This window comes from Prevotella sp. tc2-28, assembly GCF_900107705.1.
Taxonomy (GTDB): Bacteria; Bacteroidota; Bacteroidia; order Bacteroidales; family Bacteroidaceae; genus Prevotella.
In genome coordinates, this window is the sequence record NZ_FNRE01000011.1 from 106,844 (window position 1) to 132,780 (window position 25,937).

Genomic DNA, 25,937 nt, shown 5'->3' on the forward strand with positions numbered 1-25,937 from the left:
TTTATAATTTCTTATTTCTTTCCTTTCAAAAGCAGTGTCAGCAGAAAACCCACGAGGAATATCGTCGTGGTGCCCAGGACGATGGCGAGATAGGGATGCAGGTGGATGCCTGGGAGATGCCACAGCTCAGCCAGCGAGATCCATCCGATGACAATAATGCCGCAGACGCACCCTAAGAAAGCTGCGAAGCGACTGATTTTCTGCGGTATGCAACCCAAAAGGAACAATCCCAACATGCCACCCGAGAAGATGCTGGAGAGTGTCCACCAGGCGTCGATGATGCTCTCGACACTCAGCATGGCGATGGCTACACAGGCTCCTAAGAGTCCTACCCCGAAGCTGGAAAGTCGCACAATGGCCAGTTCCAGTTTCTGATGTTTATGATGGTCGGCAGGGTCGTGGTGGCGCAGATGGTCGGCTACGTTGCGTGCCTTGAGGAAGAACGGGCGCACATAGTCCGTGAGGATAATCGTGGCAGCAGAGGTCACAGAGGTCGAGACGGTGCTCATGCCAGCAGCGAAAATCGACGCAATCAGCAGTCCGCGCAAACCTACAGGCAGTCCGTTGACGATGAAATAGGGGAATACATAGTCGGGCTTGGCCTGTATCTCTGCAGGCAGAGAAGCCACACCAGCCTCGTAGTAGCTATACAAAGCACTTCCGATGAGGAAGAAAAGTGCCGAGACGGGGATGAACAGATAACCTCCGAAGAGGGCCGAGAACTTCGCGTCCTTGTCCGTCTTGGCTGCATGGTAGCGTTGCACGTAGTTCTGGTCAATACCGTAGTTCTGCAGGTTGATGAAAATGCCGTAGATGAGGCATACCCAGAAGGTGGATGTCGTTAGGTCTGACGTAAACGCACCCAGCGAGAATTTATTGCCCATCGGTGAGTTGGCAGCCAGTTCGAAGGTCTGCATGGGTCCCTCTGGCATGGAGAACATCAGGATGCCCAAGCACAACAGGGCGCCACCTATTAATATAATACCCTGGATGGCATCTGCCCAGATGACGGCTTTCAGTCCACCCATCATGGAATAGACGATGATGCCGATGGAGGTCAGGATAATCACGGTGTGCATGTCCCAACCCATCAAGATGTACATGGGAACTGCCAACAGATAGAGGATGGAACCCATGCGGGCAATCTGTGTCAGCAGGTAGCATGCCGACGCATACAGGCGTGCCCATGCACCAAACTTCTCTTCCAAGAAGGTGTAGGCGCTGACACTACCGCTATGGCGATAGAACGGCACAAAATACTTGGCTGCAAAATAGCTCGCAATAGGTATGGAGAGCGAGAAGACAAAGGCATTCCAATCGGCGGCAAACGCCTTTCCTGGGTAGCCGATATAGGAGATGCTCGACACGTAGGTGGCGAATATTGACATGCCGACCACCCAACCGGGTATGCTATGTCCTGCCGAGGTGAACTCATCGGCACTCGACCCTTTCTTGAAGAACGAGCAACCGAAGACAACCACACCCAGCGTGAATACGATGAAGATGATAAAGTCAATCAGATGCATAATTCATAATGCATAATTCATAATTGGAGCTTACCGTCTTTGAGCGGAAGGGCTTCCAGTGCCTTCTGGATTTTCAGACGCTCAGGCGCCTCGAACTTATAGAACGGAGAGGCAACAAAGTCGTCGTTGATGATGCCCAGCATGGAAAGCGCACACTTCAGACCTTTCAAATAGCTGGAACCGTGTTTGCCTACGGTGTAGATGGAAGTAGAAATCTGCATGATGAACTGTTGCAATTTGAGCACCGTCTCGATGTCGCGATTCTTGGCAGCTTGATACATGCCTACATAGAGTTCAGGGAACATATTGGCACCACCGTTGATGCCACCGTGACCTCCCAGCAACACGCACTCGCCTGTAATCTCCTCAGGGCCGACGAGCATGGCAAAGTCCTTGCGGTGCTGCATCTTATACATCACACTCTGGAAGTAGACGGCATTGGCTGAGGAGTCTTTAAAGCCCACCACCTGCGGGTTCTGTGCAATGCGTGCCACAGTCTCGGGGGCAAAGCTCACCTTCACGTGACTTGGCATGTTATAGAGGAATACAGGCAACGGCAACTGGGGCACCAGCTCTTCGTAGAACTGAGCCAGTTCGGGCTGACCGGTAGCGAAGTAGTAAGGTGGTGCACTGACCACACCATCGGCACCATAGTCGGCAGCCTTCTTGGCCAGACTGATACTTTCCTCGATGGAAGTATCGGTGATGCAGGCGAGCAATGGCAGACGGCCCCGATTGATGCGGCACGACTCCTTGATCATCTGCTTGCGCACATCATAGGATAGGCTCTGCTCCTCGCCCGTGGTGCCCAGCACGAACAATCCGTGCACACCACCTTCGATGAGGTGCTCAATGAGGCGTTCCAGGCTCTCTACGTCCAGTGTCTCGTTATTCTTCAACGGGGTTACCAGCGGTGGAATAATACCGCTCAAGGGGGTCTTGAATGTTGTATTCATCATTTTAAGTTGTTTGTTTTTATTGTTTTCATAAAGACGAACAATCCCCTCCTTTGTCATCTTCAAAGAAAGGGATTGTTGATTCTTCCAATGCTGTATCGCGTCAGCTTAGAGCAACTCTGCGGGAATCAACTCCTGGGCACGCTGGAAGTCTTCGGGAGTGTCCAGTTCGTAGGAGAAATAATCCGTGGTGTCAACCACCTTGAAGGTATGTCCCTGTGGGATGAGGCGCTCGAAACAACGCTCGTAGAAGACGTCGATGAGTCCTTCTTTCTGAATCATCTGCTCCAGTTCCTTGTAAAGTGCCTCGCAGTAGGTTGCCGTGAAACGTTCGATGCCTACCGACTCGCCGATAGCATCCTTCGGATTACACGTCTTGTTAATCTCCGTGATATGGTTGTCGGCATCCACGATGACCTTGATTTCCTCTTCGCCACACTCATGACGGTTCAATGCCAAAGCTGTTTCCTCTTGATGGGCGATGGCCACTACAGCTGCAGGGTCGCACAGGATATCACTGTCCATCAGCAGGAAGTCCTTGCCACGAACCACCTCACCAGCCATCCACAACGAGTAGATGTTGTTGTTGTGCTCGTAATCAGTATTGTGGAGGAAGGTAAAATGGATGTCCTGACTCTTGGCATAATTCTCCAGAAAGCTGCGTATCATCTCACCACGATATCCCGTCACCACCACATATTCCTTGATGCCAGCCTTTTGCATGGCGCGCACGGTGCGCTCCAAAAGCGTCTTCCCACCTACTTCCAGCAGACATTTAGGCTTGGTGTCTGTCAATGGGCGCAGGCGCTTGGCCATTCCTGCTGCTAAGATAACTCCTATCATAATGCTTTACTTCAGGCAGGACAGAATAGTGTTAACAACAGTCTGTGTCTGTTCTTTGCGTCCTAAAGTGATACGCAGACATGACTCCAGTCCTTTGTCGCTCATGAACTTAATCTTATAGTCCTGAATCTTAAGAGCCTCCATCAGGCGTTCCTTAATCTCAACAGGATACTGGATGAGGATGAAGTTGGCGACGGACTTGTATACCTTGAAGCCAGGCAGGTTGCCCAGTTCTTTCTTGAAGAGGTCGCGTCCCCACTGCATGTCGTCGGCTACGTGGCGATAGTGCTCGTCACTGTCAAGAGCTGCCAAAGCAACGGCCTCAGAGAAACGGTTGTAGCCCAGATACTTGTTGGTGTAGCTTAGGAACTGGTCGTGCCCCTTACCGATGAATCCGAATCCTACGCGCAGACCGGGAAGCCCGTAGAACTTCGACAGGGTACGCGAGATGATCAGGTTGTTGTATTTCTCTACCAGCGGAGCAATGTATGCGGTGTCCGTGCTGATGAAACTGGCATAGGCCTCGTCGATGAGTACCATCGTGTCAGAGGGGATGTTCTCCATGATACGACCGATCTCCTCGGGAGTCAGTCCGTTGCCGGTGGGGTTGTTGGGTGAAGCCAACAGCAGCATACGAGGATGGATGCGGTTGGTATACTCAATCACCTCGTCAACGTCATAGGCAAACGTGTCTTCCTTCTCGTGCAAGGGGTACATCTCAAAAGTACCGCCACACTCGGAGGCTACGCGGTTGTAGTACCACCATGAGAACTCGGGAATCAGTATCTTCTTGTTGTCTCCCACCATCAGGAAATAGTGGATGGCATTTTTCAGCATGTCCTCTCCGCCATAGGTCAGCAGGACCTGCTCCTCAGGCACGTTGTAGATTTCGCTGAGGCGCACAGAGATGACGCTCTTCTTGCCCTGGTCGTAGATGCGGGTATAGAAACACAGTGTCTTTGGGTCAAAATTCTTGATGGCCTCCACCACTTTCGGGCTAGGCTCAAAATTAAACTCGTTACGATCTAGAAAATTCATTTGTTTTTCCATATGTTTATGTTTTATCTATTTTCATGAATAACATTCCTATTAATATCCATACAATCTCCCTGAATCGGCAGATGATACTCACGAAGATGCCTAATGCTGCCGACAACCCGAGGGCTGCTATGGAAAGCACGAAGCCGCCTTCCTGAACACCCAGCTGCATAGGCAGGAAGCCGATGAGGTTGGCAAACAATGTAGTGAACGCTACAATCAGGATGCTATGCAGGAAGGTGATGGTCAGACCTGCCATTCCGCCTCCGTTGTCAATGCCGAAGAGCAACAGCATGAACATCACCTCGCTGCTTTGGACGACACGTGAGAAATACTCTAATACCAGACTCTTATAGAACGCCTTGGTGTCCTGTGAGTATAGAGCCGCAATCTGCGTGTCAATATGTTCGATGGTCTCTGAGTGGCGCGCCCACATGCGGAGTGTCCACCGTTTCAGTCCTGGAATATGACTGATGACGCCCAGCACGTATTTCACCAACCCATTCTTGTAGCCTCGTGAGAAGAGGTAGAAGAAAAAGAGGCAGAAGACAACGATGACGCCCAGTGTGATACCGATGCCTGTTGTAAGAGGCAGGTCGCCTGCGATAGCCAGTGCCAGGTAGATGAATATGCTGAGGAACCAAAACCAGAAATGGGCGAAGAAGTGCATCATGGCATATAGGATGACACTTGAAGTGGCATGTTCCTTGTCGATGTCTTTCGATAGTTCCATGATGCGATAGGGTTCACCACCCAGTCCTCCAACGGGGGTCGCATAATTGAGGGCATAGCCCGTAATCGTCAAACGGTAGATACGCCAGAAACTGATGGGTGCCTTCATGCCCAAGTTGCCTTCAATGATAGCCTTCCAGGCCAATGCGTTGAGTCCGTAGACTAGCAACCACACGCCTAGGATGGGGACAAGCCAGTAGCCTGCATGGCACAGGTGCTCCCACAGTTCGATGAAGCTGACGTCAAATGTCAACAGCATGACTACCACGGCTGCACAGCCGAGGAAGAAGAACATGTTGTTCAGGCGTTGCTTCGTCCACTTCATAGGCATTACAGTTTATCAGCCATCTGACGACAGAAAGTCTCGTGGCGATGGTTGACATAGAGGTAGAGCAGTCCCATGCCCACAATCTCCCAGACAAAGTTCATGACGGGGACGTCGAGCAGACAGAACAGGAAGAGCCATGCTGAGCGGAAGTTAAAGGTCAGTAGTCCGTTCCATTTGATGACGGGTAGCGAATGACGACGGAACTCATCGCGCACCTCCTGAGGGATGTTGTCCGTGCTTCCATACTTCTCGCGAAGGCGTTTCATCAAGTGCTGGAACTGGGGGGTAACAGCTTCCTGCTTCTTAGTGTAGTCGATGTATGACTTCTGGAAATAGCGCTCTACGGCAGGTGTTGAAGCATCCATTTGGTCGAAAATCTCCTGCTGGCGTTGTGAGTTGTCGAGTTCAGAGCCTTTCTCACCTTTCAGGAAGAAGAGGTGTACCTGAATGTAATAGTCGGCCAGACGTTGTTGACCAGCCAGTCCCATGATGCCTGAGATGAGTCCTAAGGCATAGGCAATACCAGTGGCTATCAGAGCGTTCTCAGGGGTGTCCTCAATGCCTAGCCACTGGAATTCCAATTCGTGGTGCAGATAGAAACGGTATACCATTGCATGGTAGATGGGGATGAACCAGGCAAAGCCTGCCACACCATCAAGGATGCGGCCCAGACGGCTTTTCTTGCCTGTCATACGAGCCAACTGACCGTCTGTGCAGTCAAAGATGTCGGCCAGGCACAACAGTAGGATGGCAATCAGGTTGAACATAAGACCCTCGATGCCATTGTAATAGAAACTGGCGCAACCAAAGAAGATGGCGCTTCCGGCTCCAATGAACATGGAGAGGATGGTTACCGTGTTGGGATGTATGTCTAGACGGGCAAAGAGCAATGCCCAATAATAGCAGAAAGGACGCACAAAGTGCAAGTCCAGCCAGTCTTCTGTCTCAGAAGATTTGAGTGTTTTTTTAAACTCTTCGTTCATGATGCTACGTCAAAAAAGTTGAATTCAGCTTGCAAAGGTACGAATAAGTAAGCGAAAAAGCAAATTTATTTGCGATTTTCCTTACGGAAAGACCTTTTTAACGTAGTTTCTGACTCACGGGTTCTTCAAAGTGATGATGCCCCTCAGTAACGGACTCTGCTTTGCCTGAGAAGGGCAGGTAGACATCTGCAAACCCGTCAGTGGGAATATCGATGTCCATCAGGAAGATGCCATCTTTGATTTCCCAAGCTACACTGACGGTGCCTTGCGCGCTCTCTATGGAGCCCTTGCACCAGATGAGGTCGCCCACGGGGTGGGGTGCTATCTCGATGAGGTTTCCACTGCGTGTAATGCCCAGCAGGTCGGGGATGAGCAGGTTCTCGATATGTGCCATCATGAAATGATTCATGGAAGCTCCCATGTCAGGGTTCCATTGTTCCGTCAGGGTGGTTTGCCCTTTCTTGATCTGGTAGCCATAGCCAGGTACATCGTCGTGGTTCAGCATTTTATAGAGCAATTCTCGGTGCCCGTTCTTTGCCAGCGTATAAAACAGGTAGCGATTGCCTATGTCACCAGTTGTCAGATGGTCTCCATGCTGATGGATGTCGTTGACAAGATTTTGAAGAACGGCCTTGAAGTCGCTTTCTGGAACGAGTTTTAGATAGAGTGGCAGGGCGAGTGAGCACTGCGACCCAGTGCCGTAGGTCTTGCGCTTGGCATCGTAGAACGCCCGGTTGAAGGCCTGACGGATTTTTTCTGCATGTTGGTTGAACATCTCGGCATCTTCCTTGTGCCCTAGGTGCTTAGCCATCACATACAGATAACATGTCCACTGATAGTAATGTGCAGTAGCCACGAGTGGCATGGGAGTGTTCTGTGAGAAACCTGCGCGTCCTGGTCCGTAGTCATACCAGTCGCCCAATCCCATCTTCAGGATGAAGGCAGAGTCTTGTGTGGCCAGGTATCCCAGATAGCGTTTCATCGAATCGTAGTGCTGGTTGGCTAACGACAGGTCGCCATAGTGCTGCCAATAGAGCATGGGCAGGGCGATGATGGCGCCTCCCCATTCAGGTGACTCTTGGAAAGGACGTGCCCACGAACCCGTGAACTGGGTGTATTCGGGGGCAATCTCAGGCATCGAACCGTCAGCATGCTGTGCGTCGACAATGTTCTGCATCGTCTGCTCGATCATACTCCTGGCATCGTAGTTATACACCAGTGCCTCTCCGTTGAGCCAGTCTTGTTCGAGCCATCCAAGCTTCTCACGAGCCGGACAGTCCGTCCAGACAGATTGCCAGTTTGAACGTATAGCACGGTCGATGAGTTGGTGGGTGGCGTTGATACGAGGATTGGAACACTCGAAGCTGCCTGTGCGCCTGGCGGCATTATAGATGAAGCATGACTCCACACTTTTCAGCACATTCACATCGCCCTCCACCTGCAGGTAGCGGAATGAGTAGTACGAGAATCTTGGATGCCACGACTCTTGATGCGCTCCTCGCAGGGTGTAGGTATAGTAGTGTGGACGACCCGTCTGTCGCTGGTTCACTAGTCCGTTGGCATCCAGCGTCTCACCAGGTGTCAATTTCAGTTGTTGGCCCCGTTGTCCACTGACGGTTATCTCAGGAAATCCTGCCAGGTTTTGTCCCATGTCGAGCACGAGGATAGTATCCTTGCGGAGCACCTGCTTGACTGGATAGCGTTCCATCAGTTTCACAGGGTGAGCTATCTGTGGGCGCAACAGTCCCTTGGGACCTTCCATCATGACAACGGGCTTCCATCCTGCCTCTTCGCCTTCTTCGCTCAACTCCAGTCTGGCATCGTAATCTTCTCCGCCATAGATGCTGTTGAAGGTGATAGGTGACAGAGTCCATTCCCACTTCTCGTCACTCAGCAGTCGCTCGCGCAGACCGTCTTCGTAGGTAACATATAGGAGGAACAAAAGCGTGGGTGGTCCAAACGAGATACGAAGCTTATGGTATCGCCCGCCTTGCTCGTTGTAGAATCCGTTACCTAAGAGCACACGGATGTTATTGTCGTCTTGTTGAATCAGTCGGGTGACGTCATAGGTGTTGAAAAACACGGTTTTGTCGTAGTCGCTCCATGAAGGAGCAAACTCAGAGTCGCCTACCTTCTGTCCGTTGATGGTCAGCTCGTAGAAGCCAAGTCCGCAGATGCGTATTTCTGCATGCCTGATGGGTTTCAACGGTTTGAAAGAACGACGAAGAATGATGCTGCGTCGTGACAAAGTGTCTGCCTCTGCCCATAGTGCCTTGGTCTCTTTCAGAACACTTCCCTGATAGTGGCGCCCTTCTGGTATGTGTGCCTGTTCACGGGTGATGGCACCAATCCAGTGGGCTCCTCCGAAGTAGTCCTGGCCTTGTATGACCAATGAGGCCAGTGAGAATAGTATAACGAGAAGGCTTTTCTTCATAGAGCGTTTTTGATGATGATTTTCCCGATGTCCTTACGCTGACCTACGCATTTTCCGTCTACGTATATGCGGAGTCCCTTTCCCATGTGATAGCGAGTGCCGTTTTTATCCCAGAGGATGGTGATGTTATGGCCGTGGTATAGCACATTGTCCAGACAGAAGTAGTCCCACTTGCCTACAGGCAGCAAAGGATTGACCTCAATGCTATTGTCACTGCGAGGGCGTAATCCGCAGATTCCCGTAATCATCAAATCGTTCCATGTAGAGTGGTTGTAATAGCGTGAACGCTCTTGATCGCCTTTGAGCCAGTAGCCTGTCGTCTCGTCGAGGTATTCCCCGATATAGGGTTTCCCACGCATGTGCTGGCTCTGCATATATTTCTCCATCTCAGCGAAATATAGTGAGTCACCCACTACTGGGTTGCTATAGTCGTTGATATAGTTTGCCATCGCCGTCAGCGTCTGACTGGTGGCAAAAGGCCATACGGCACCGTCCCATTCGCACATGCCTACACCGTGGGTGCGGAACTGCGGATGGCGGCGTTCTGCAGTCGTCTGTCCATAAGGAGCAGAGAACCCTTTCTCGTCAGCAGCCTGCAACCAGGCAATGCCGTATTTCGCCTCGTCCTTGGCCATATGGGTGTACCAGGGCATGAAACCGATAGCCTCGCGGACATTGGCACTAGAGTCGATGCGGTGTGTCTCGAAGAACTGGTGCTGCTTGTTCCACAGTTTCTGGTGTACCTTCTCTTTCAGGTCGTCAGCTTTGTCGAAATAGGTCTTAGCCTTGTTGTTGTCGCCAGACAGTTGGGCGATATTGCCAATAGCCTTTGCGTTGCCATACATGTAGGCATTGATAGAAGGGCGCAAGTATTTCTTCTTGCGACCACCTGAGATGGTTTCCTCCATTGCATCCTGCACGTCAGCCTGCCAGTAGAAGCCTCCGTCACGGGTATGGGTGCTTTCCCAGTGGTTGTATTCCCATTCCAGCGAGGGCAACATACCCACAATCCAGTCTTTGCGGCCGTCTACGAGGTAGCGTCCCCACAGTGAGTGCGGCATCCACGATGAGTAGTTGGCTATCTTCTTCATGGGTTGTCCATCATTTCCTTTGTACCAGGTGTTCATAATCTGGTCGAGCCACATGGGGTTGCGCAACCAACGGCTCTCCAAGATATGGTGTCCCACGCCTGACGAGATGAGGTTGTACTGGTCGGCATAGCTTCTGTTGACCAGGAATTCCGTCATAGCATAGCCCACAGGTGTTGTCTTGATATGCTTGCGAAGCGTCCACCAGCGGAAGTACCACATCTCCTCGAAGCCACGGTCAGGACAGTCGAAGAGAGGTATGTTCTGTGTCATCCACTCCCATGCTTTTGCATTGGGGATGGTCTGCACGATATTCTCGTCTTCCATCGTGTTGAAATAGTCGACGTAATGTTTGTAGTCATCATAGCGTAACACGGCACCCTGAGCATCCAGACCCTGGGTATGGAAACGGGCGATGGAGAAAGAAGCCTCTGTCTCCCGTTCGCCAGCATCAGGCAGGATGCCATCCCAGTCGGCTGGGGTGTCGACATCAGGGAATCGGCGCTCTTCGCCTGTTCGGAACATGATGCGCTCAATGCTCTCTACGGGAGCGAAGAACATGCGCTGACCGGCTTTTTTGTCGTTGATGAAAACCTCTATCAATCGTCTTGAAACACTGAGGATACACTTCATGCTGACCTTCTCGTTCACGTTGTATTTGCCGATGTTGGCATAGCGGGCACCACCCTTGCAACGTATAATACCCTCGGGTGTCAGTTCGATACGTGAGCAGGCTGTGCCGTGCTGGTCGAGGAAAGCTATCTGTAGCAATCCGTGGTCGTTCTGATGAGGTAGTAGGTCGAAGGTAACCTCCAGTTCCTTTGATGCAGGAATCTTACGCTCCACGCGGGCATAGTCGAAGGGGTCGCTGTCTTTCAGCGTCAACCAGCCATCCGCCAGACTGACGGGTGCATATACAGGTGAGTAGATATTCCATGTTGAAAGAGCTGAAAGGCTATTGGCGTCCAGTTCGTCCACTTGTGCATGCTGATGGGCTTCTGTCTGTACGGGTACGGGGATGTGAGCAACCCACATATCCTCCTTGTTCATCGAATAGCTCACCCAGAGGTCTGAGTCCTTGGGTACGCCATTGCCTTCCTGGATGCCTCTTACATATTGTGGACCGTACGACTTATAGTTGCCCCCATAGCGCATAGGAGGCACCTCACCTTGTACTAGGTTTAATGTGGTGTATTCCAAACCATCCTTGGACAAACTGATACCCAGTGGCCAACGGTATTCCGAGGGGTTGTAGACAGTGGCATAGGTGCCGTCTGTGAGTCGTTGTCCCCATATCTTCGCATTGCTGTTGACAAATCCCTTGGCACGCTCTACAGGTTGTGCCCATGTCAGTCCTCCATCGTCGCTGATGCTGGTTAGTGCATGTTTCCAGAGCGATGCAATGCGTCCGTCAGGCAGTGTGTAGTCGCAATAAGCCTTGTATTCCTTGTGAAGTGGAATCAGCGGGTCGTTGCGATCAGCCTCTTCCACCCATTGCATCCTGTAGCGCGGGTTCGCCAGAATTTCCTCGCAGGCTTTGCGCGTAGCCTTGTCGGCCTTGGTGTAGTAAGGGAAAATTTCTCTAGATTCTCTAGATTGTCTAGATTCTCTAGAATATCTAGAATAACTAGAATTCAAATAGATGAAATAGATTGGGCCTAAGGTGCCGTCCTTCTTTACCTCACGGATGACGCGTCCTATGCCGTTGCCATCGTTGGGGTCATCCTTTTTGTCGAAAGCAACGCCGTAGTTGCCGATGGCGTATAGTTGTCCGCTCTTCGATACATACCACCCTACGCGCTGGTGCATGATGGCTATCAGGTTGTGCGCCTTTTCAGGACGGTTGGGCTTTTGGAAACCTTCGGGCACTTGCAGTTCGGGGAACAGAATCTCAGGTTCTGTCCATGTATAGCCGTCCTTTGAGGTCTGCAGCATCGTGCGTGAAGGTGGCACGTGCTCGTCTTTCGGGTCGCAGAGGTAGTGGACGTAGAACTGTTGGTTCCAATATGCCATCATGGGCTGGTGGTTATAGGTCCACCCGTCGTTGCCAGCCTTAGTGGGATGCTCACGGTTGGCACGTAGTATCTGGATGTTATGCACGCCAACGACGGGCGACAGTCCGCCATCGTGTCGGTTGGGATTACTGAGCGTCTTACCTGTATAATGGATGCGGTCGTTTGCATGCAGGAGTCCGTAGACAATGCTCTCGGGAGCCTTGAAGATAGTGCCGTGCTTGTGTAGGACGGGCACTTTTACCGTTTTCGACACATCCTCGAACTTCACAAAATCTTTGGTGAAGTGGGCGCCGAAGTCCTTCAGCCGATAACGGTCGTAATAGATAAGCCAGCCAGATTTACTATTTGACAATTTACCATTTACTGTTTTATCGTCAAGTTTCAGTACCGTAGGACCTTCCATCATCTTGCCAGTAAACGGTTCGGAAGCCTTTGACCATGGTCCGTAGGGCGAATTGCTATAAGCTACCTTGATGTCGCGTTCAGGACGCGTATTATCCTTCAGAACCATCACATAGTCCTTCTTGCCCCGCTTGACCAGTGTGGCATCGATGCACGAGAACCCTGGGTCAATCATCAGTTTTGTGGGCGCAAAGGTCTTGAAGTCTTTCGTCGTAGTATAGTACAGTCGGTGGTTGTTCTTGTGCTCTTCCTGTCCGTCGGGGAACTTGCCTGGTATGCATGATGCCCAGATGATGATGGCCTGCTGCTTGACGTCGTCCCAGAAAAGTTCGGGTGCCCAGACATTGACCGTAGTGGTGTCGCTCATCACCTCGATGAAACGCTCCTCGCTCCAGTGCTTCAGGTCTTTCGAACAGGCATAGCCGAAGCCTCTGTCGCCACGCCACGATGAGGTCCATACCAAATGGAATGTGCCGTCAGGTGTCCGGATGATACTGGGGTCGCGCATCACTTTCTGCTTGCCAACCTCCGGTTTCAACCAGGTGCCGGGAATGGCCTCCCAATGCCATCCGTCGTAGCTGTAGATGAACCTCAAACCCTCTGTAGCGGGTTCGTGGAACGAGGTGGACACATAGACTTCACGCTGGGCGAAAGCCGTTATCGCAACTGCCATGAATAGGCAAATGATACAAAAACGTTGTTTCATGTTACATTTATTATTTATTATTAGACGAAAGATTTGGCTGTTTGTAACTAAAAGACTAATTTTGTACACTCCAAGCGATAAACCATCAAACAAAAATATGAAACGACTAACAATTATCACGCTGTGCATGGGAATGGCACTGACCATGTCTGCTAAAAAAGAACAAGTGCGTACCAATGGCTATCCTATCAGCCAAGTTCCATTTACTGCTGTCAAGGTAACACCTAACACCTTCTGGGGCGACCGAATCCATGCTGCCCGTGAGGTGACTATTCCCTTGGCATTTCAGAAATGCGAGGAGACACACCGTTATGAGAACTTCAAGATGGCAGCCTTTACCTTGCAGCACCCGGGTCATGAGGGACTGCAGACTGCCAAGTGGAATGTAGCCAAGTTCATGGGCTTCTCCTTCGACGATACGGATGTCTACAAGACCATTGAGGGAGCCTCTTATGTGTTGCAGACCTATCCCGATGCCAAACTGAAACAGTATATCGACTCGGTGCTGGATATCGTGGCAGCTGCTCAGGAACCCGACGGCTATCTCTATACCGCCCGTACCATCAATCCCGAGCATCCTCACGGATGGGCTGCCCACAAGCGCTGGGCTGCAGAGGAACATGCCAGTCACGAGCTCTATAACCTAGGTCACATGGTGGATGCCGCCTGTGCCCATTATCAGGCTACGGGTTCGGAGAAGTTCCTGAACATCGCTAAGCGCTATGCCGACTGCGTTATCCGCGAGGTGGGCGACAAAGACGGACAGGCACTCGTGGTTCCTGGTCATCAGATTGCCGAGATGGCACTGGCTCGTCTCTATGTCCTGACGGGCGAGAAGAAATACCTGGATGAGGCTAAGTTCCTGCTCGACTATCGTGGCAAGACAACGGTGAAGAACGTTTATTCGCAGAGCGACAAACCCGTTGTTGACCAGACAGAGGCTTGGGGACATGCCGTTCGTGCCGGTTATATGTATGCCGGAATGGCTGATGTGGCTGCTCTGACAGGCGACGAGGCTTATCTGAAAGCTATTGATGCCATCTACAACAATATCGTTTCAAAGAAGTATTACATCACGGGTGGTGTCGGAGCGCGTCATCAGGGAGAGGCTTTCGGTGCTGATTATGAATTGCCCAATCTGACTTCCTATAACGAGACGTGTGCTGCAATCTCGATGGTCTATCTGTTCCATCGTATGTTCCTCCTGCATGGTGACGCTAAGTACATCGACTGCTTGGAACGTACCCTGTATAATGGTGTCATCAGTGGTATGAGTGTCGACGGAGGCCGTTTTTTCTATCCCAACCCGTTGGCTGCTGACGGCAAATATGCCTTCAATGCCGACAATACCAAAGAGCGCCAGCCTTGGTTCGGATGTGCCTGCTGTCCCTCTAACCTCTGCCGTTTCATCCCATCGTTCCCTGGCTATATGTATGCTGTCAAGGACCGTCAGCTCTATGTCAACCTGTATGCAGGCAACACGGCAACGATGCAGGTTGAAGGCAAGGATGTCGTATTGGAGCAGCAGACCAACTATCCTTGGGATGGTGATGTGACCATTAAGGTATTGAAGAATAAGGCTAAGAACTTCCGTATGATGATTCGCATTCCTGAGTGGGTGAACAAACAACCCGTTCCCAGCGACCTCTACCGCTTCAGCGACGACGTGCTGGGCAGCTATCAGGTGAAGGTCAACGGACAGGAGGTCAAGGGTGAACTGGAGAATGGCTACCTGAAGATTGAGCGTGCGTGGAAGAAAGGCGATGTGGTGACGTTGCACATGGATATGCCTGTCCGCACGGTGAAGGCTAATCCTGCTGTCAAGGACGATCGCGGACGCATTGCTGTCGAGCGTGGCCCTCTGGTATATTGTGCTGAGGGTGTCGACAATGCCGACTTCAGCATCTTCAACTTCCTGATGCCTCGTCAGCCTCGCTTTACGGTGACTGACAAGAAGATAGAAGGTACTCGCAACGTGACCTTCGACGTGAAAGCTATTCAGGTTGACGGTCAGGCAGTGGACACGGATTCAAAGGGAACGCTGACCACCAAGGCTGCCCAGCTGACCATGATTCCTTATTATGCCTGGAACCATCGTGGCATCGGTCTGATGGAGGTGTGGATGCCTCAGAGCATCAGCGCGCTGGGTAACTATTGATGAAATCCAACACGGTGCGATTGAACTCCTTCGGTCGCTCCATGTTCAGCATATGGCCGCAGTCGGGAATAACGACATAGCGGCCATTTTTCAGATACCTCAGTTCGCGTGGCTCGCCTTTCTTTCCCTTCAACTCGTTCTCGCCTCTGATGCATAGGGTGGGGACGTCGTTCTCCTGCTCCTGTAGCCGTTGCCAGGCTTCCTTGCCGTAATACAGGCGCACCTCTACATGGGTGGCTTGCCAGGCTGTCCACGCTTGAATCATGCGGGTGAGGGGCTTGCGCATCCGCTCGCGTTGCGTTCCGCCTGAGGCCATCAACTGCTCCGTCCATTGGCGTTTCATGTTGTCGACGCCTTGCTGATACACCTCGCTAATCTTGCGAAGGCGCTCAGCGCGTTCCGCAGGACTGACAGGTGTGTGTGGACCTTCTGATGAGCGAATGCCGCCTGATGCCATTGTGCAAGTGATGAGTCGTTCGGGATACATCGCTAGCAGGTCGCCGGCTACGAAGGCTCCCATCGACAGTCCTACCACATGTGCTTTACGGATGCCTAGCGAATCCATCAGGGTGATCACGTCGTCAGCGTGCGTCATCGGCAGGTCCTCACGCTGTTCGGAAGAGCGCCCGTAGCCGCGAAAGTCCAGCCGTATCGTGCGATGATGCTTGGCGAAAGCCTTGAACTGCTCGTCCCACATCCTGCGGTCCAGCGAGTGACCATGAAGGAGTAGTATGGGTTCGCCTTTACCACGCTCTTCGTAGTATATTCGACCGTTCCCCGTCGTGCTGACGAGGCCTTTGTGAGTGGTGGTGCAACTGGTGCACACCGCCATGAGAAGTATCCAGTAAAACCATTTCATGCGTGCAAAGATAGTCATTTTCCAATTTTTTTGCTACCTTTGCAGCCGAAAAAGAATCGTAACACATTATTTTATACTACAATGAAGAAGATACTGATAGCTTTGATGCTGATGGGCGCTATGTCAGTCCAGGCAGACGATGTGATGAGGAAAGAGAAGGACGGCACCTATGTCGTTAACACCACCACCCTGGCTCAGGACGTGGAGGGCTACAACGGTCCTACGCCCGTAGAAGTTTATATCAAGAAGAACAAGATTGTCAAGGTAGTGCCGTTGAAGACGATGGACGGTGCGAAATATGTGGCCAAGGTGAAGAAGGGAATGTTGCCCAAGTACGAAGGTGCCAAAATCAAGAAAGGTGTTGTACCCGAGGTGGATGGCGTCACGGGGGCTACTTTTACGTCTGATGCCATGAAAGAGAACATACGCCGTGCCGTGGACTACTATTTCAAGCACAAATAGTCTGTGGCTACTGACGGGATTTTCAGGCAGTTAACGTGCATTTTTGGATAATAATCGCCTAAGACGCAACTTTTTCTTAAAAATGTTTGCATTTTCCAAAATAATGTTTTATATTTGCAAATGCATAACTGCTTAGATGGTTTTAGTTCACAATAATTATTCATTAAAAAAATTAAGATTATGAAGAAGATTATTATGTTGGCAGTTGCCATGTGTATGGCTGTTTCGATTAGTGCTCAGCATCGTGTGGGTTCCATTTCGATTATTCCGAAGGTAGGTTTCAACCTGGCTAATCTTGCTGGCGACGTGAATGGCAATAGCATCAAGTTCGGTATGGCCGGTGGTGCTGATGCAATGTATCAATTGAGTGATCTCGTAGGTCTGTCGGGTGGACTTATGCTGTCAATGCAGGGTTGCGAGCTCGAAGGGGACAACTCTTTCTCGCTGTTGGAAATCAATATTCCTTTGCTGGCTAACTTCTATGTTACGAAGAATTTTGCTCTGAAGGTTGGTCTCCAGCCTGGTATCATCGCTTCTGCCAAATCGCATTCGGGCAACAATACCGCAACGGTGACAAGTTCGTGCCAGACCATAGAACTGTCTCTTCCTATTGGCGCTTCGTACGAGTACAAGGATTTCGTCTTTGACGCTCGTTACAACCTGGGTTTGAGCAAGACGAATAAGGGCAACGGCAGTCAGCGCAACAGCGTATTCCAGATAACCGTCGGCTACAAGTTCGATATTTAAACGAATAGTACGATTTTTTTCTGCCCTGCTTCTCTCTCCTGAGGAGTGGGGCTTATTTATTCAATGTCAGCTTTTATGTGCGCTCTGGAATTGACATAAATTAAGAATGTGTGCGCGCACACAACATTTTTTTTAAAAAATCATTGTCAATTCAAAAATAATGTTTATATTTGCGGCGTGAACAATTAAACAGGTGGAAACACCTTATTTATTATTAAAGAAGAAAAGATTATGAAAAAGATTATGATGATTGCTGCCCTGATGGTAGCTACGTTGAGTGCAAGCGCTCAGAACGAGGTTGGTCAGTTCACGCTGAAACCAATGGTTGGTATAAACCTTTCTAATATTACCAACTACAATGGTAAGATTAGGGTAGGTCTTGCTGCTGGTGTTGAGGCAGAGTACGGTATCACCGAGACTTTCGGCGTTTCTGGTGGTGTTCTTTATTCTATGGAAGGTTGCAAGAACAAGGACAATTCTGATTTCAAGACAAACCTTGACTATATCAACGTACCCATCCTGGCCAATGCTTATCTGTTCAAGGGCTTTGCCGTAAAGGTTGGTGTTCAGCCTGGTTTCCTGGTAAAAGCTAAGGAGAAGTTTACTAATGGCGGTAACTCAGTAGATAATGACATCAAGGATGCTTGCAACAAGGTCCAGCTGTCAATTCCCATCGGTCTTTCTTACGAGTATGCTGACTTCGTGTTCGACGCTCGTTACAACTGGGGTTTGACAAACACATTTAAGAATGACAATAGTGACAAGAAGAGCCACAACAGTGTGTTCATGTTCACTCTGGGTTACAAGTTCGCTCTCTAATCTCCGCGAATTTAATTTAATCAATATAAGCTGCGCTCCCACATCGGGGCGCAGTTTTTTTTGTACAATAAGCGGTGTTATCTTGACTTATGTTAAGAATGTGTACGCACACATAACATTTTTTTAGAAAAAGTTCGGCTCTTGTTGGAATAGTCAGTACCTTTGCACCGTCAAAACGAAAAATGCTGTTTTTAGGCATTGACAAATGAATTAAGAAAAAAGATTGTTTTTTTAAAAAAGGAAAAAGATTATGAAGAAGATTATGATGATTGCTGCCCTGATGGTAGCTACATTGAGCGCAAGTGCTCAGAACGAGGTTGGTCAGTTCACACTGAAACCCATGGTAGGTATGAATATCGCTTCTATGACCAAGGCTGAGAATTCAAAGGTCCGCGTAGGTCTTGCTGCTGGTGTTGAGGGCGAGTATGGTGTTGCTGAGAACTTCAGCGTATCTGCTGGTCTGCTCTACTCTATGCAGGGTGTTAAGGAGAATGGTTCTCTGACTGCTTCTGTGCCCGCTATTGGCACAGTTCAATATAATGGTGACCGCAAGTTGAAGCTTGACTTCCTGAACATCCCCATCTTGGCTAACTACTACATCGTCAAGGGTCTTGCTGTTAAGGCCGGTGTACAGCCTGGTTTCTGCGTTTCAAAGAAACAGGCGCTGAACGGAGTAGGTGCTGTTAACGGACAATCTTACAATATTGACGTTGACGAGAAAATCGAGAATGGTGTGAAGACATTCCAGCTTGCCATCCCCGTTGGTCTGTCTTACGAGTACGAGAGCTTCGTTCTGGACGCTCGTTACAACATCGGTGTGACCAAGGCTCTGGAAGGTTCTGACAGCCGCCACAATGTATTCTCAGTAACCCTGGGTTACAAGTTCGCTCTCTAATCTCCGCGAATTAGCAAACAATACAAGCTGCGCTCCCACATCGGGGGCGCTTTTTTTTGCGTTTAGGGCAGGGGTGGGTGGTGTGGAATTGAGTGACGGGTGGTGCGGAATTAGGTGACGGACAGTGCGGAATTAAGTGCTGGATAGTGCGGAATTCATGATTTGTGGGCGGAAAGTTTGGATATTTGCGCGCTATTTTTTTATCTTTGCACCGCATTCAACTTATAATTTGATAGCAATGGATTTCGGATTGATTGCAATGAAACGCAGGTTTGATTGCAATGGAATGCTGAACTGATTGCAATGAAATGCAGAACTGTCTGCAATGGACGTTTGCATCGGTCGCAGTGAATTGACGAACTTGACATATTGATACGACAAGGCTATGGCAAAGATGAAACTGAAAGTGGTGCGGATTAAGCACGTGAATCCGTCCGGCGCGCGGGCTGCAGCAGGCCGTGGGCGGTGCCACGCTCCGGTGGGTGCGCGGCGTGGCGGAATCAGAAGAGTAGCGCCAGTCCTGCTACGGCGCAGTATAGAATCATGCGGATGGGGTTGACCTTGACAAACTTAACGCCCACGAAGGCGGCAAGGAAGAGGAAGCAGCTGATGCTGAACTGCCAGGGGTCGGCAGACGGGGTGGAGAAGTTGTCGGGCGTCATCAGCAACAGGGTGGCGGCGGCCAGCAGTCCGACAACGGCGGGTCGCAGACCGCGGAATACGGACTCGACCGCGTGGTGGTGCATGTACTTCATGAACATCTTGCTGATGAGTATCATCAGGATTAACGAGGGCAACACCAGGGCGAAGGTGGCTGTGGCGGAGCCCAGAACGGCTAGGGGCATCGAGTAGCCCGCGTTCTTCACGGCGGTATAGCCGGCATAGGTGGCCGAGTTGATGCCGATAGGACCGGGTGTCATCTGCGAGATGGCTACGATATCGGTGAATTCGGCCGACGTCATCCAGTGCCAGTGCTCAACGGTCTCATGCTGTATGAGCGACAGCATACCGTAGCCGCCTCCGAACCCGAAGAGGCCTATCATGAAGAATGTGTAGAATAGACTGATGAAAATCATATTTTCTTAACTCTTAACTCTTCCCCAAATGTATCCGCCTACTCCTGCCACGATGATAATCCAGATGGGTGACACGCCCAGCAGCCAGATGGCCAGCGCCGACACGATGGGAATCCAGATGGTGAACTTGTTCAGCTCGGCACGCTTGCCCAGATTGAAAGTGGGAACGGCAATCAGTGCCACCACGGCAGGACGGATGCCCCGGAACAGGGCGGCCACCACGGCGTTGTCCTCGAACTGATGGAAGAACATGGCGATGATGAGGATGATGAGAAACGAGGGTAGCGCGGTGCCCAGCGTGGTGGCAAGGGCTCCGCGCACCTTGTTTAGCTTATAGCCGATGAAGATGGCGATGTTGATGGCGAACACACCGGGGCAGCTCTGCGCAATGGCTATCAGGTCGAGCATCTCTTCCTTCTCGACCCAGCGGTGGCGGTTCACCACTTCTTCCTCTATAAGCGGAATCATGGCATATCCACCGCCGAGGGTGAATATGCCAATCTTAAAGAAGGTCTTGAATGACTCCCAGTACATGTTATTGCTTTTCAATCCACTTGCGGGCATTGACGAAGGCTTCAATCCACGGGGTTACCTCGTCCATGCGGCGGTTCTCAGGATACCAGGCGCACTGCCAGGGGAACACGGCGCGCTCCAGGTGCGGCATCATGCACAGGTGGCGACCGTCGGCCGAGCAGATGCCTGCCACGTTATAGTCGGAGCCGTTGGGATTGGCGGGATAGCCGGCATAGTTGTACTTGGCAATCACGTTATACGCGCTCTCAGCCTCGGGCAACTGGAACTTGCCCTCGCCGTGGGCTACCCACAGGCCGAGCTTGTTGCCGCTCAGCGAGCCGAACATCACTGAGTTGTTCTGGGGAATGCTCAGCGAGATGAACTCACTCTCGAACTTATGGCTGTCGTTGTGCAGCATCTTTGCGCCTGCTGCGCCTGTCAGGCCAAGCTCCACCATCAGCTGGCAGCCGTTGCAGATGCCCAGCGACAGGGTGTCCTTGCGGGCATAGAACTTGTCGAGTGCCTCCTTGGCCTTCGGGTTGAAGAGGAAGGCGCCTGCCCAGCCCTTGGCCGAACCGAGCACGTCGCTGTTGGAGAAACCACCGCAGAACACGATCATGTTGATGTCCTCCAATGTCTCGCGGCCGCTGATGAGGTCGGTCATCATGACGTCCTTCACGTCGAAACCTGCCAGATACAGGCAGTAGGCCATCTCGCGCTCGCCATTGGTACCCTTCTCGCGGATGATGGCGGCCTTGATGCCTGAACGGCCCTTGCGGTCGGCAGTCAGTCCGTATTGTGCCAGCGTGCCGGTGAAGTCGTTGTTGAACTTCATCTCCAGCGGTTGCTGCTTGTAGTTCTCGTAGCGCTCCTTGGCCTTGCCGTTGAAGCTCTGCTCGCAATCCAGCTCGTAGGACGTCTTGTACCACACGTCGCGCAGGGCGTCGATGTCGAAGGTCAGTTCTTGGTCGCCTGCCTTAACGACAAGGCTGCGGCCCTCTTCTACGGGGTAGCCTATCTTGGCGAAGCCCACGCCTTGCTCTTCCATGAACTTGGCGAACTCCTGCTTGTGCTCGTCGCTGATTTCAACGACAACACCGGGATTCTCGGCAAATAGCGCCTTCACCACGTCGCCGTCTTGGCACAGGTCGTGCAGGTTGATGTGCATACCGCCCTTCGTGTTGGCAAAGCACATCTCCAGCAATGTGGTAATCAGACCACCGGCGGAGATGTCGTGACCTGCCATAATCCAGCCCTTCTCAATCATCTGCTGGACGGCCATGAAGGCATCTGCGAAGTATTCGGCATTCTTCACCGTGGGCACGTCGCTGCCCACCTTGCCTAAGCTCTGGGCAAAGGCTGAGCCACCCAGGCGCTGCTCGTCGAACGAGAAGTCGATATGATACAGCGAGGCGTGCTTGTCGTTGACAACAACGGGACTTACCACCTTGCGGATGTCTGACACCTCGCCGCCTGCGGAGACGATGACGGTGCCCGGAGAGATAATCTTCTCGCCATTGGGATATTGCTGGGTCAGCGACAGCGAGTCTTTACCCGTAGGCACGTTGATGTGCAGGTCGCAGCAGAAGTCTGACAGGGCCTTCACTCCGGCATACAGACGGGCATCCTCGCCTTCCTGTGAGCGGCAGGGCCACATCCAGTTGGCACTCAGCGACAGCGAGTCCATGCCATCAGCCAGCGGAGCCCATACAATATTGGTCAGCGCCTCGGCAACGGAAAGTACCGAACCTGCCTCGGGGGATGCTAGGCCGGCCTGGGGAGCATGGCCCAGTGCGGTGGCTATACCCTTGCGACCACGATAGTCGAGGGCTACCACACCACAGTCGCTCAAAGGCAGCTGTATCTCACCCTGGCACTGCTGACGGGCTATCTTACCCGTCACCGAGCGGTCTACCTTGTTGGTCAGCCAGTCTTTGCAGGCCACGGCCTCCAACTGCAGCACGCGCCGCAGATATTCGTTAATCTTCTCCTGGGCCTCATTAGCCCCATTGGTCTCATTAGCCCCATTAGCCCCATAATACTCCACATCAGCATAAGTGCGCTTCACGGTATTGTCGCGCATGATGGTCTTGGGCGAATGACCGAACATCTGGGCGACATCCAGGTCGAAGGGCTTCACACCGTCGCCTTGCTTGAAGGAGAAGTGGGCATCGCCCGTGGTCTCGCCGACGACATACATCGGAGCGCGCTCGCGCTCGGCAATCTTCTGCACGTGCTCGATATGCTTCTCGTCAATGAGCAGACCCATGCGCTCCTGACTCTCGTTGGCTATAATCTCCTTCGACGAGAGTGTCTTGTCGCCGATAGGCAGCTTGGTCATGTCTATCTCACCGCCACACTCCTCAACAAGTTCGGAAAGGCAGTTCAGATGACCTGCTGAACCGTGGTCGTGGATGCTGACAACGGGGTTGGTGTCTTCCTCGCACAAGGCGCGCACCAGGTTGTAGGCTCGCTTCTGCATCTCGGGGTTGGCACGCTGGATGGCATTCAGCTCGATGCCGTTGCTGTAACGACCGGTGTCAACGGATGAAACGGAACCGCCACCCAGTCCGATACGGTAGTTGTCACCACCAACCACAACGACCTTGTTGCCCTTCTGCGGCTCTTTCTTCAGACAGTCGCGCTTGGTGCCGTAGCCCACACCGCCTGCCAGCATGATGACTTTGTCGTAGGCATACTTGGTGTCCTGCGAGTCATTGTCGCCACTGTTCTTCTCTTGGTGCTCAAAGGTCAGCACTGAACCGCAAATCAGTGGCTGGCCGAACTTGTTGCCAAAGTCGCTGGCACCGTTGGAAGCCTTGATAAGTATCTGCTTTGGCGTCTGGTACAGCCACTTGCGCGCAGGCATGATGTCCTCCCAGTCTCTTTCGCCTAATCTGGGATAGGCTGTCATATAAACAGCTGTACCGGCAATAGGCCATGAGCCGACACCACCGCCCATACGGTCACGAATCTCACCGCCAGTTCCTGTGGCTGCTCCATTGAAGGGCTCCACCGTAGTGGGGAAGTTGTGGGTCTCGGCTTTCAGCGAGATGACACTCTCTATCTCCTTGACGCGGAAATAGTCGCTCGTAGACTGGTCGGCAGGGGCAAACTGCTCAACAACAGGACCTTGTGCAAAGGCTACATTGTCCTTATAGGCTGAGAGAATCTTGTTGGGATTCTCCTGCGTGGTCTTCTTAATCATCGCAAAGAGGCTTGACTCCATCTCCTTGCCGTCGATGATGAACGTACCACCGAATATCTTGTGACGGCAGTGCTCTGAGTTGATCTGGGCAAAACCAAAAATCTCGGAATCGGTCAGCGGACGGCCGTTCTCTTTCTCTATCTTGTGCAAATATTCTATCTCCTCAGGCGACAGGGCAAGGCCTTCCTGCTCGTTGTACTCCTCCAGGTTGTCCACATACTTGATGGGCTCTGGCTGGATGTTCACCGTGAAGATGTCCTGCGTAAGACCGTTGTACATGCGCTGAAGCATTGGATCGTGGTCGGCATCCGATGATGATACAGGGAAGTACTCCTCTATACGCAAAATGCCGTTAAGACCCATGTTCTGAGTAATCTCAACGGCATTCGTAGACCACGGAGTGACCATCTCACGACGCGGACCGACATAGTAGCCATTCAGCGTCTCGTCACCCAGCAGCACGGCATCGCCGTAGAGCCAGCACAGTTCTTTTACTTCGTCTTCCTTGAGTTGATGGTCCACTTGCGTAGCGATTATGCTCTGCTGTGGAGTCTTAAAAAAGAGTATCATATCCTTCTTTACCTTATTAATATAATGATTTTGGTTGCAAAGGTACGAATTAGTGAGCGAAAAGCCAAATTAATTTCTTGCTTTTTGCAAGCGAACAAAGTTCGAAAGGGGGTTTTCCGAACGAAAGTTCCTTCGACGGCATCAAAGTTTACTTAAAAATATCTAAATAGATGCAACTTTCGATGGAAATATGCGTCTAATCATTAACTTTGCACCGTCAAAGCGACAAAAAATAATTAATTAATCATTTGGAAAAAGATGAAAAAGACCGTATTTATGATTTCACTGGTAGCAGGTATGCTGCTGACCAGCTGTGCTTCAAAGAAGGAACTTCAGGCTTGCCAGGAAGATAATAAAGCATTACAGGCTAATTATCAGGATACAAAGGAGCAGCTCGCTGCTGCCAATACCCGTGTGGCTAGTCTACAGGAACAGCTTGCTGCTGTACAGAAAACCAATGAGACATTGCAGAACTCGCTCGACAAGAGTCTGACAAATGCCAGCCAGAACAATATCAGCATTGAGAAACTGGTTGACCAGATTAACGAGTCGAACCAGTACATCCGCCACTTGGTTGAGGTGAAGTCTAAGAGTGACTCACTGAACATGGTGCTGACCAATAACCTCACTCGCTCACTCTCGAAGGAAGAGTTGAAGGAGGTCGACGTACAGGTGCTCAAGGGCGTTGTCTACATCTCACTGGCTGACAACATGCTGTATGAGAGCGGTACCTACAAGATTAACAAGCGCGCTGCTGAGACCTTGTCGAAGATTGCCAAGATCATCAAGGACTACAAGGACTATGACGTACTCGTAGAGGGTAACACCGACGATGTGCCCATCTCACGCGAGAACATCCGTAACAACTGGGACCTCTCTTGTCTGCGTGCCAGCAGTGTCGTACAGGCTCTGCAGAACGACTATGGTGTTGACCCCAAGCGCCTGACAGCAGGTGGTCGTGGTGAGTACAATCCTCTCCAGCCCAACACTTCGGAGGTTGGAAAGATGCGCAACCGTCGTACGCAGATCATCATCACGCCGAAACTCGACGAGTTCATGGATCTCATCGGACAGGCTCCTGAGGAAAAGAAGTAATCTCCTTATATAATATAATAAGGTGTAATATGGTTTCGGAACTTGATTTATGTCAAGTTCCGAAATTTTTTCGCATAAAATTAAAATTTTTCTTGGAAAAAGTTTGTTGGTTCGAAAAAAAGTCGTACCTTTGCATCCGCTTTCAGGAAATGACCTGCGAGCAAGCGAAGAAAAGAGTTCTTTGAAAGATTTACATAAAACAGAAGAAGTAGTAGTACAAGAAGCGAGAGGCAGAAGCCTCTTGGGTAATTGAACGAACCGTCAATAACTTGACTTCAATAGATACTACCGGATATGAGAGCGTTCTGTGACAGAGCATCAACTTATAGTTGAAAAAGATATTTTTACAGTGAAGAGTTTGATCCTGGCTCAGGATGAACGCTAGCTACAGGCTTAACACATGCAAGTCGAGGGGCAGCGAGAAGAAAGCTTGCTTTCTTTGTCGGCGACCGGCGCACGGGTGAGTAACGCGTATCCAACCTTC

The 25,937-nt window shown here is 51.1% G+C and carries 18 protein-coding genes, 1 rRNA gene and 1 pseudogene; 7 read left to right on the forward strand and 13 right to left on the reverse strand.

The genetic code is table 11. The features are described 5' to 3' along the window. Nucleotides 1-11 precede the first annotated feature (11 nt). The 9 genes and pseudogenes from BLU47_RS10745 to BLU47_RS15190 all read right to left on the reverse strand — a co-directional run. Nucleotides 12-1,526 carry a sodium:solute symporter family protein gene (locus tag BLU47_RS10745; RefSeq protein WP_091962353.1) on the reverse strand — a complete coding sequence of 505 codons (1,515 nt, stop codon included), beginning with the start codon at nucleotides 1,524-1,526 and terminating at the stop codon, nucleotides 12-14. Between the two features lie 17 nt (nucleotides 1,527-1,543). Continuing rightward, nucleotides 1,544-2,482, reverse strand: coding sequence for a dihydrodipicolinate synthase family protein (locus tag BLU47_RS10750; RefSeq protein WP_091962412.1), 939 nt, complete (start codon nucleotides 2,480-2,482; stop codon nucleotides 1,544-1,546). Between the two features lie 108 nt (nucleotides 2,483-2,590). Next, complete coding sequence (locus BLU47_RS10755; protein ID WP_091962356.1) at nucleotides 2,591-3,325, reverse strand: phosphocholine cytidylyltransferase family protein; 735 nt, start codon at nucleotides 3,323-3,325, stop codon at nucleotides 2,591-2,593. A gap of 6 nt (nucleotides 3,326-3,331) precedes the next feature. Further along, nucleotides 3,332-4,375, reverse strand: a complete 1,044-nt coding sequence (locus BLU47_RS10760) for a pyridoxal phosphate-dependent aminotransferase (protein WP_176780549.1) — start codon at nucleotides 4,373-4,375, stop codon at nucleotides 3,332-3,334. 4 nt (nucleotides 4,376-4,379) lie between these two features. Then, nucleotides 4,380-5,420, reverse strand: a complete 1,041-nt coding sequence (locus BLU47_RS10765) for a lysylphosphatidylglycerol synthase transmembrane domain-containing protein (RefSeq protein WP_091962418.1) — start codon at nucleotides 5,418-5,420, stop codon at nucleotides 4,380-4,382. A 5-nt stretch (nucleotides 5,421-5,425) separates the two neighbouring features. Further along, nucleotides 5,426-6,406 (reverse strand): CDP-alcohol phosphatidyltransferase family protein, encoded by a 981-nt coding sequence (locus BLU47_RS10770; RefSeq protein ID WP_091962359.1) that lies wholly within the window; start codon nucleotides 6,404-6,406, stop codon nucleotides 5,426-5,428. A 97-nt stretch (nucleotides 6,407-6,503) separates the two neighbouring features. Next, nucleotides 6,504-8,840, reverse strand: a complete 2,337-nt coding sequence (locus BLU47_RS10775; protein WP_091962362.1) for a family 78 glycoside hydrolase catalytic domain — start codon at nucleotides 8,838-8,840, stop codon at nucleotides 6,504-6,506. Further along, nucleotides 8,837-12,130, reverse strand: a complete 3,294-nt coding sequence (locus BLU47_RS10780) for an MGH1-like glycoside hydrolase domain-containing protein (protein ID WP_255402166.1) — start codon at nucleotides 12,128-12,130, stop codon at nucleotides 8,837-8,839. The genes BLU47_RS10775 and BLU47_RS10780 overlap by 4 nt, the downstream gene beginning before the upstream one ends. After that, nucleotides 12,113-13,051, reverse strand: a pseudogene (locus BLU47_RS15190) (glycoside hydrolase family 43 protein); the annotation flags it as partial. The pseudogene BLU47_RS15190 and the gene BLU47_RS10780, both read right to left, overlap by 18 nt. A 97-nt stretch (nucleotides 13,052-13,148) precedes the next feature. Here BLU47_RS15190 and BLU47_RS10785 point away from each other — a divergent pair. After that, nucleotides 13,149-15,209 carry a glycoside hydrolase family 127 protein gene (locus tag BLU47_RS10785; RefSeq protein ID WP_091962365.1) on the forward strand — a complete coding sequence of 687 codons (2,061 nt, stop codon included), beginning with the start codon at nucleotides 13,149-13,151 and terminating at the stop codon, nucleotides 15,207-15,209. Here BLU47_RS10785 and BLU47_RS10790 read toward each other — a convergent pair. After that, nucleotides 15,187-16,086, reverse strand: coding sequence for an alpha/beta fold hydrolase (locus BLU47_RS10790; protein WP_255402162.1), 900 nt, complete (start codon nucleotides 16,084-16,086; stop codon nucleotides 15,187-15,189). The two genes, BLU47_RS10785 and BLU47_RS10790, sit on opposite strands and share 23 nt — an antisense overlap. A 63-nt stretch (nucleotides 16,087-16,149) precedes the next feature. Here BLU47_RS10790 and BLU47_RS10795 point away from each other — a divergent pair, with 63 nt between their 5' ends. From BLU47_RS10795 to BLU47_RS10810, 4 genes are all read left to right on the forward strand, one after another. Next, nucleotides 16,150-16,530 (forward strand): FMN-binding protein, encoded by a 381-nt coding sequence (locus BLU47_RS10795; protein WP_091962371.1) that lies wholly within the window; start codon nucleotides 16,150-16,152, stop codon nucleotides 16,528-16,530. A gap of 180 nt (nucleotides 16,531-16,710) precedes the next feature. Beyond that, nucleotides 16,711-17,277 carry a porin family protein gene (locus BLU47_RS10800; RefSeq protein ID WP_091962374.1) on the forward strand — a complete coding sequence of 189 codons (567 nt, stop codon included), beginning with the start codon at nucleotides 16,711-16,713 and terminating at the stop codon, nucleotides 17,275-17,277. Nucleotides 17,278-17,508: 231 nt separating this feature from the next. Continuing rightward, entirely contained in the window at nucleotides 17,509-18,096 is a 588-nt protein-coding gene (locus BLU47_RS10805) for a porin family protein (protein WP_091962377.1), read from the forward strand. Nucleotides 18,097-18,346: 250 nt separating this feature from the next. Next, on the forward strand, nucleotides 18,347-18,991 hold the full coding sequence (locus BLU47_RS10810; protein ID WP_091962380.1) for a porin family protein: 645 nt from the start codon (nucleotides 18,347-18,349) through the stop codon (nucleotides 18,989-18,991). Nucleotides 18,992-19,491: 500 nt separating this feature from the next. On the opposite strand, the gene BLU47_RS10815 is transcribed toward BLU47_RS10810, so the two are convergent. Genes BLU47_RS10815 through purL form a run of 3 tightly spaced genes read right to left on the reverse strand, consistent with a single transcriptional unit; the run spans nucleotide 19,492 to nucleotide 24,358 of the window. Beyond that, the gene (locus BLU47_RS10815; RefSeq protein ID WP_091962381.1) at nucleotides 19,492-20,067 is read right to left on the reverse strand and encodes a chromate transporter; all 576 of its coding nucleotides are present in this window, start codon (nucleotides 20,065-20,067) and stop codon (nucleotides 19,492-19,494) included. Between the two features lie 6 nt (nucleotides 20,068-20,073). Then, a complete protein-coding gene (locus BLU47_RS10820; RefSeq protein WP_091962384.1) occupies nucleotides 20,074-20,601 on the reverse strand; it encodes a chromate transporter in 528 nt (175 codons plus the stop codon). 1 nt (nucleotide 20,602) lies between these two features. Then, complete coding sequence (purL, locus tag BLU47_RS10825) at nucleotides 20,603-24,358, reverse strand: phosphoribosylformylglycinamidine synthase (protein WP_091962387.1); 3,756 nt, start codon at nucleotides 24,356-24,358, stop codon at nucleotides 20,603-20,605. Between the two features lie 258 nt (nucleotides 24,359-24,616). Here purL and BLU47_RS10830 point away from each other — a divergent pair, with 258 nt between their 5' ends. Continuing rightward, on the forward strand, nucleotides 24,617-25,453 hold the full coding sequence (locus BLU47_RS10830; RefSeq protein WP_091962390.1) for an OmpA family protein: 837 nt from the start codon (nucleotides 24,617-24,619) through the stop codon (nucleotides 25,451-25,453). Nucleotides 25,454-25,799: 346 nt separating this feature from the next. Further along, nucleotides 25,800-25,937: ribosomal RNA gene (locus BLU47_RS10835) — 16S ribosomal RNA — on the forward strand; the annotation flags it as partial.

Coding starts and splice junctions, on each gene's coding strand:
- BLU47_RS10745 (WP_091962353.1), bottom strand. CDS start 1,526: ATGCATCTGATTGACTTTATCATCTTCATCGTATTCACGCTGGGTGTG.
- BLU47_RS10750 (WP_091962412.1), bottom strand. CDS start 2,482: ATGAATACAACATTCAAGACCCCCTTGAGCGGTATTATTCCACCGCTG.
- BLU47_RS10755 (WP_091962356.1), bottom strand. CDS start 3,325: ATGATAGGAGTTATCTTAGCAGCAGGAATGGCCAAGCGCCTGCGCCCA.
- BLU47_RS10760 (WP_176780549.1), bottom strand. CDS start 4,375: ATGGAAAAACAAATGAATTTTCTAGATCGTAACGAGTTTAATTTTGAG.
- BLU47_RS10765 (WP_091962418.1), bottom strand. CDS start 5,420: ATGAAGTGGACGAAGCAACGCCTGAACAACATGTTCTTCTTCCTCGGC.
- BLU47_RS10770 (WP_091962359.1), bottom strand. CDS start 6,406: ATGAACGAAGAGTTTAAAAAAACACTCAAATCTTCTGAGACAGAAGAC.
- BLU47_RS10775 (WP_091962362.1), bottom strand. CDS start 8,840: ATGAAGAAAAGCCTTCTCGTTATACTATTCTCACTGGCCTCATTGGTC.
- BLU47_RS10785 (WP_091962365.1), top strand. CDS start 13,149: ATGAAACGACTAACAATTATCACGCTGTGCATGGGAATGGCACTGACC.
- BLU47_RS10790 (WP_255402162.1), bottom strand. CDS start 16,086: ATGACTATCTTTGCACGCATGAAATGGTTTTACTGGATACTTCTCATG.
- BLU47_RS10795 (WP_091962371.1), top strand. CDS start 16,150: ATGAAGAAGATACTGATAGCTTTGATGCTGATGGGCGCTATGTCAGTC.
- BLU47_RS10800 (WP_091962374.1), top strand. CDS start 16,711: ATGAAGAAGATTATTATGTTGGCAGTTGCCATGTGTATGGCTGTTTCG.
- BLU47_RS10805 (WP_091962377.1), top strand. CDS start 17,509: ATGAAAAAGATTATGATGATTGCTGCCCTGATGGTAGCTACGTTGAGT.
- BLU47_RS10810 (WP_091962380.1), top strand. CDS start 18,347: ATGAAGAAGATTATGATGATTGCTGCCCTGATGGTAGCTACATTGAGC.
- BLU47_RS10815 (WP_091962381.1), bottom strand. CDS start 20,067: ATGATTTTCATCAGTCTATTCTACACATTCTTCATGATAGGCCTCTTC.
- BLU47_RS10820 (WP_091962384.1), bottom strand. CDS start 20,601: ATGTACTGGGAGTCATTCAAGACCTTCTTTAAGATTGGCATATTCACC.
- purL (WP_091962387.1), bottom strand. CDS start 24,358: ATGATACTCTTTTTTAAGACTCCACAGCAGAGCATAATCGCTACGCAA.
- BLU47_RS10830 (WP_091962390.1), top strand. CDS start 24,617: ATGAAAAAGACCGTATTTATGATTTCACTGGTAGCAGGTATGCTGCTG.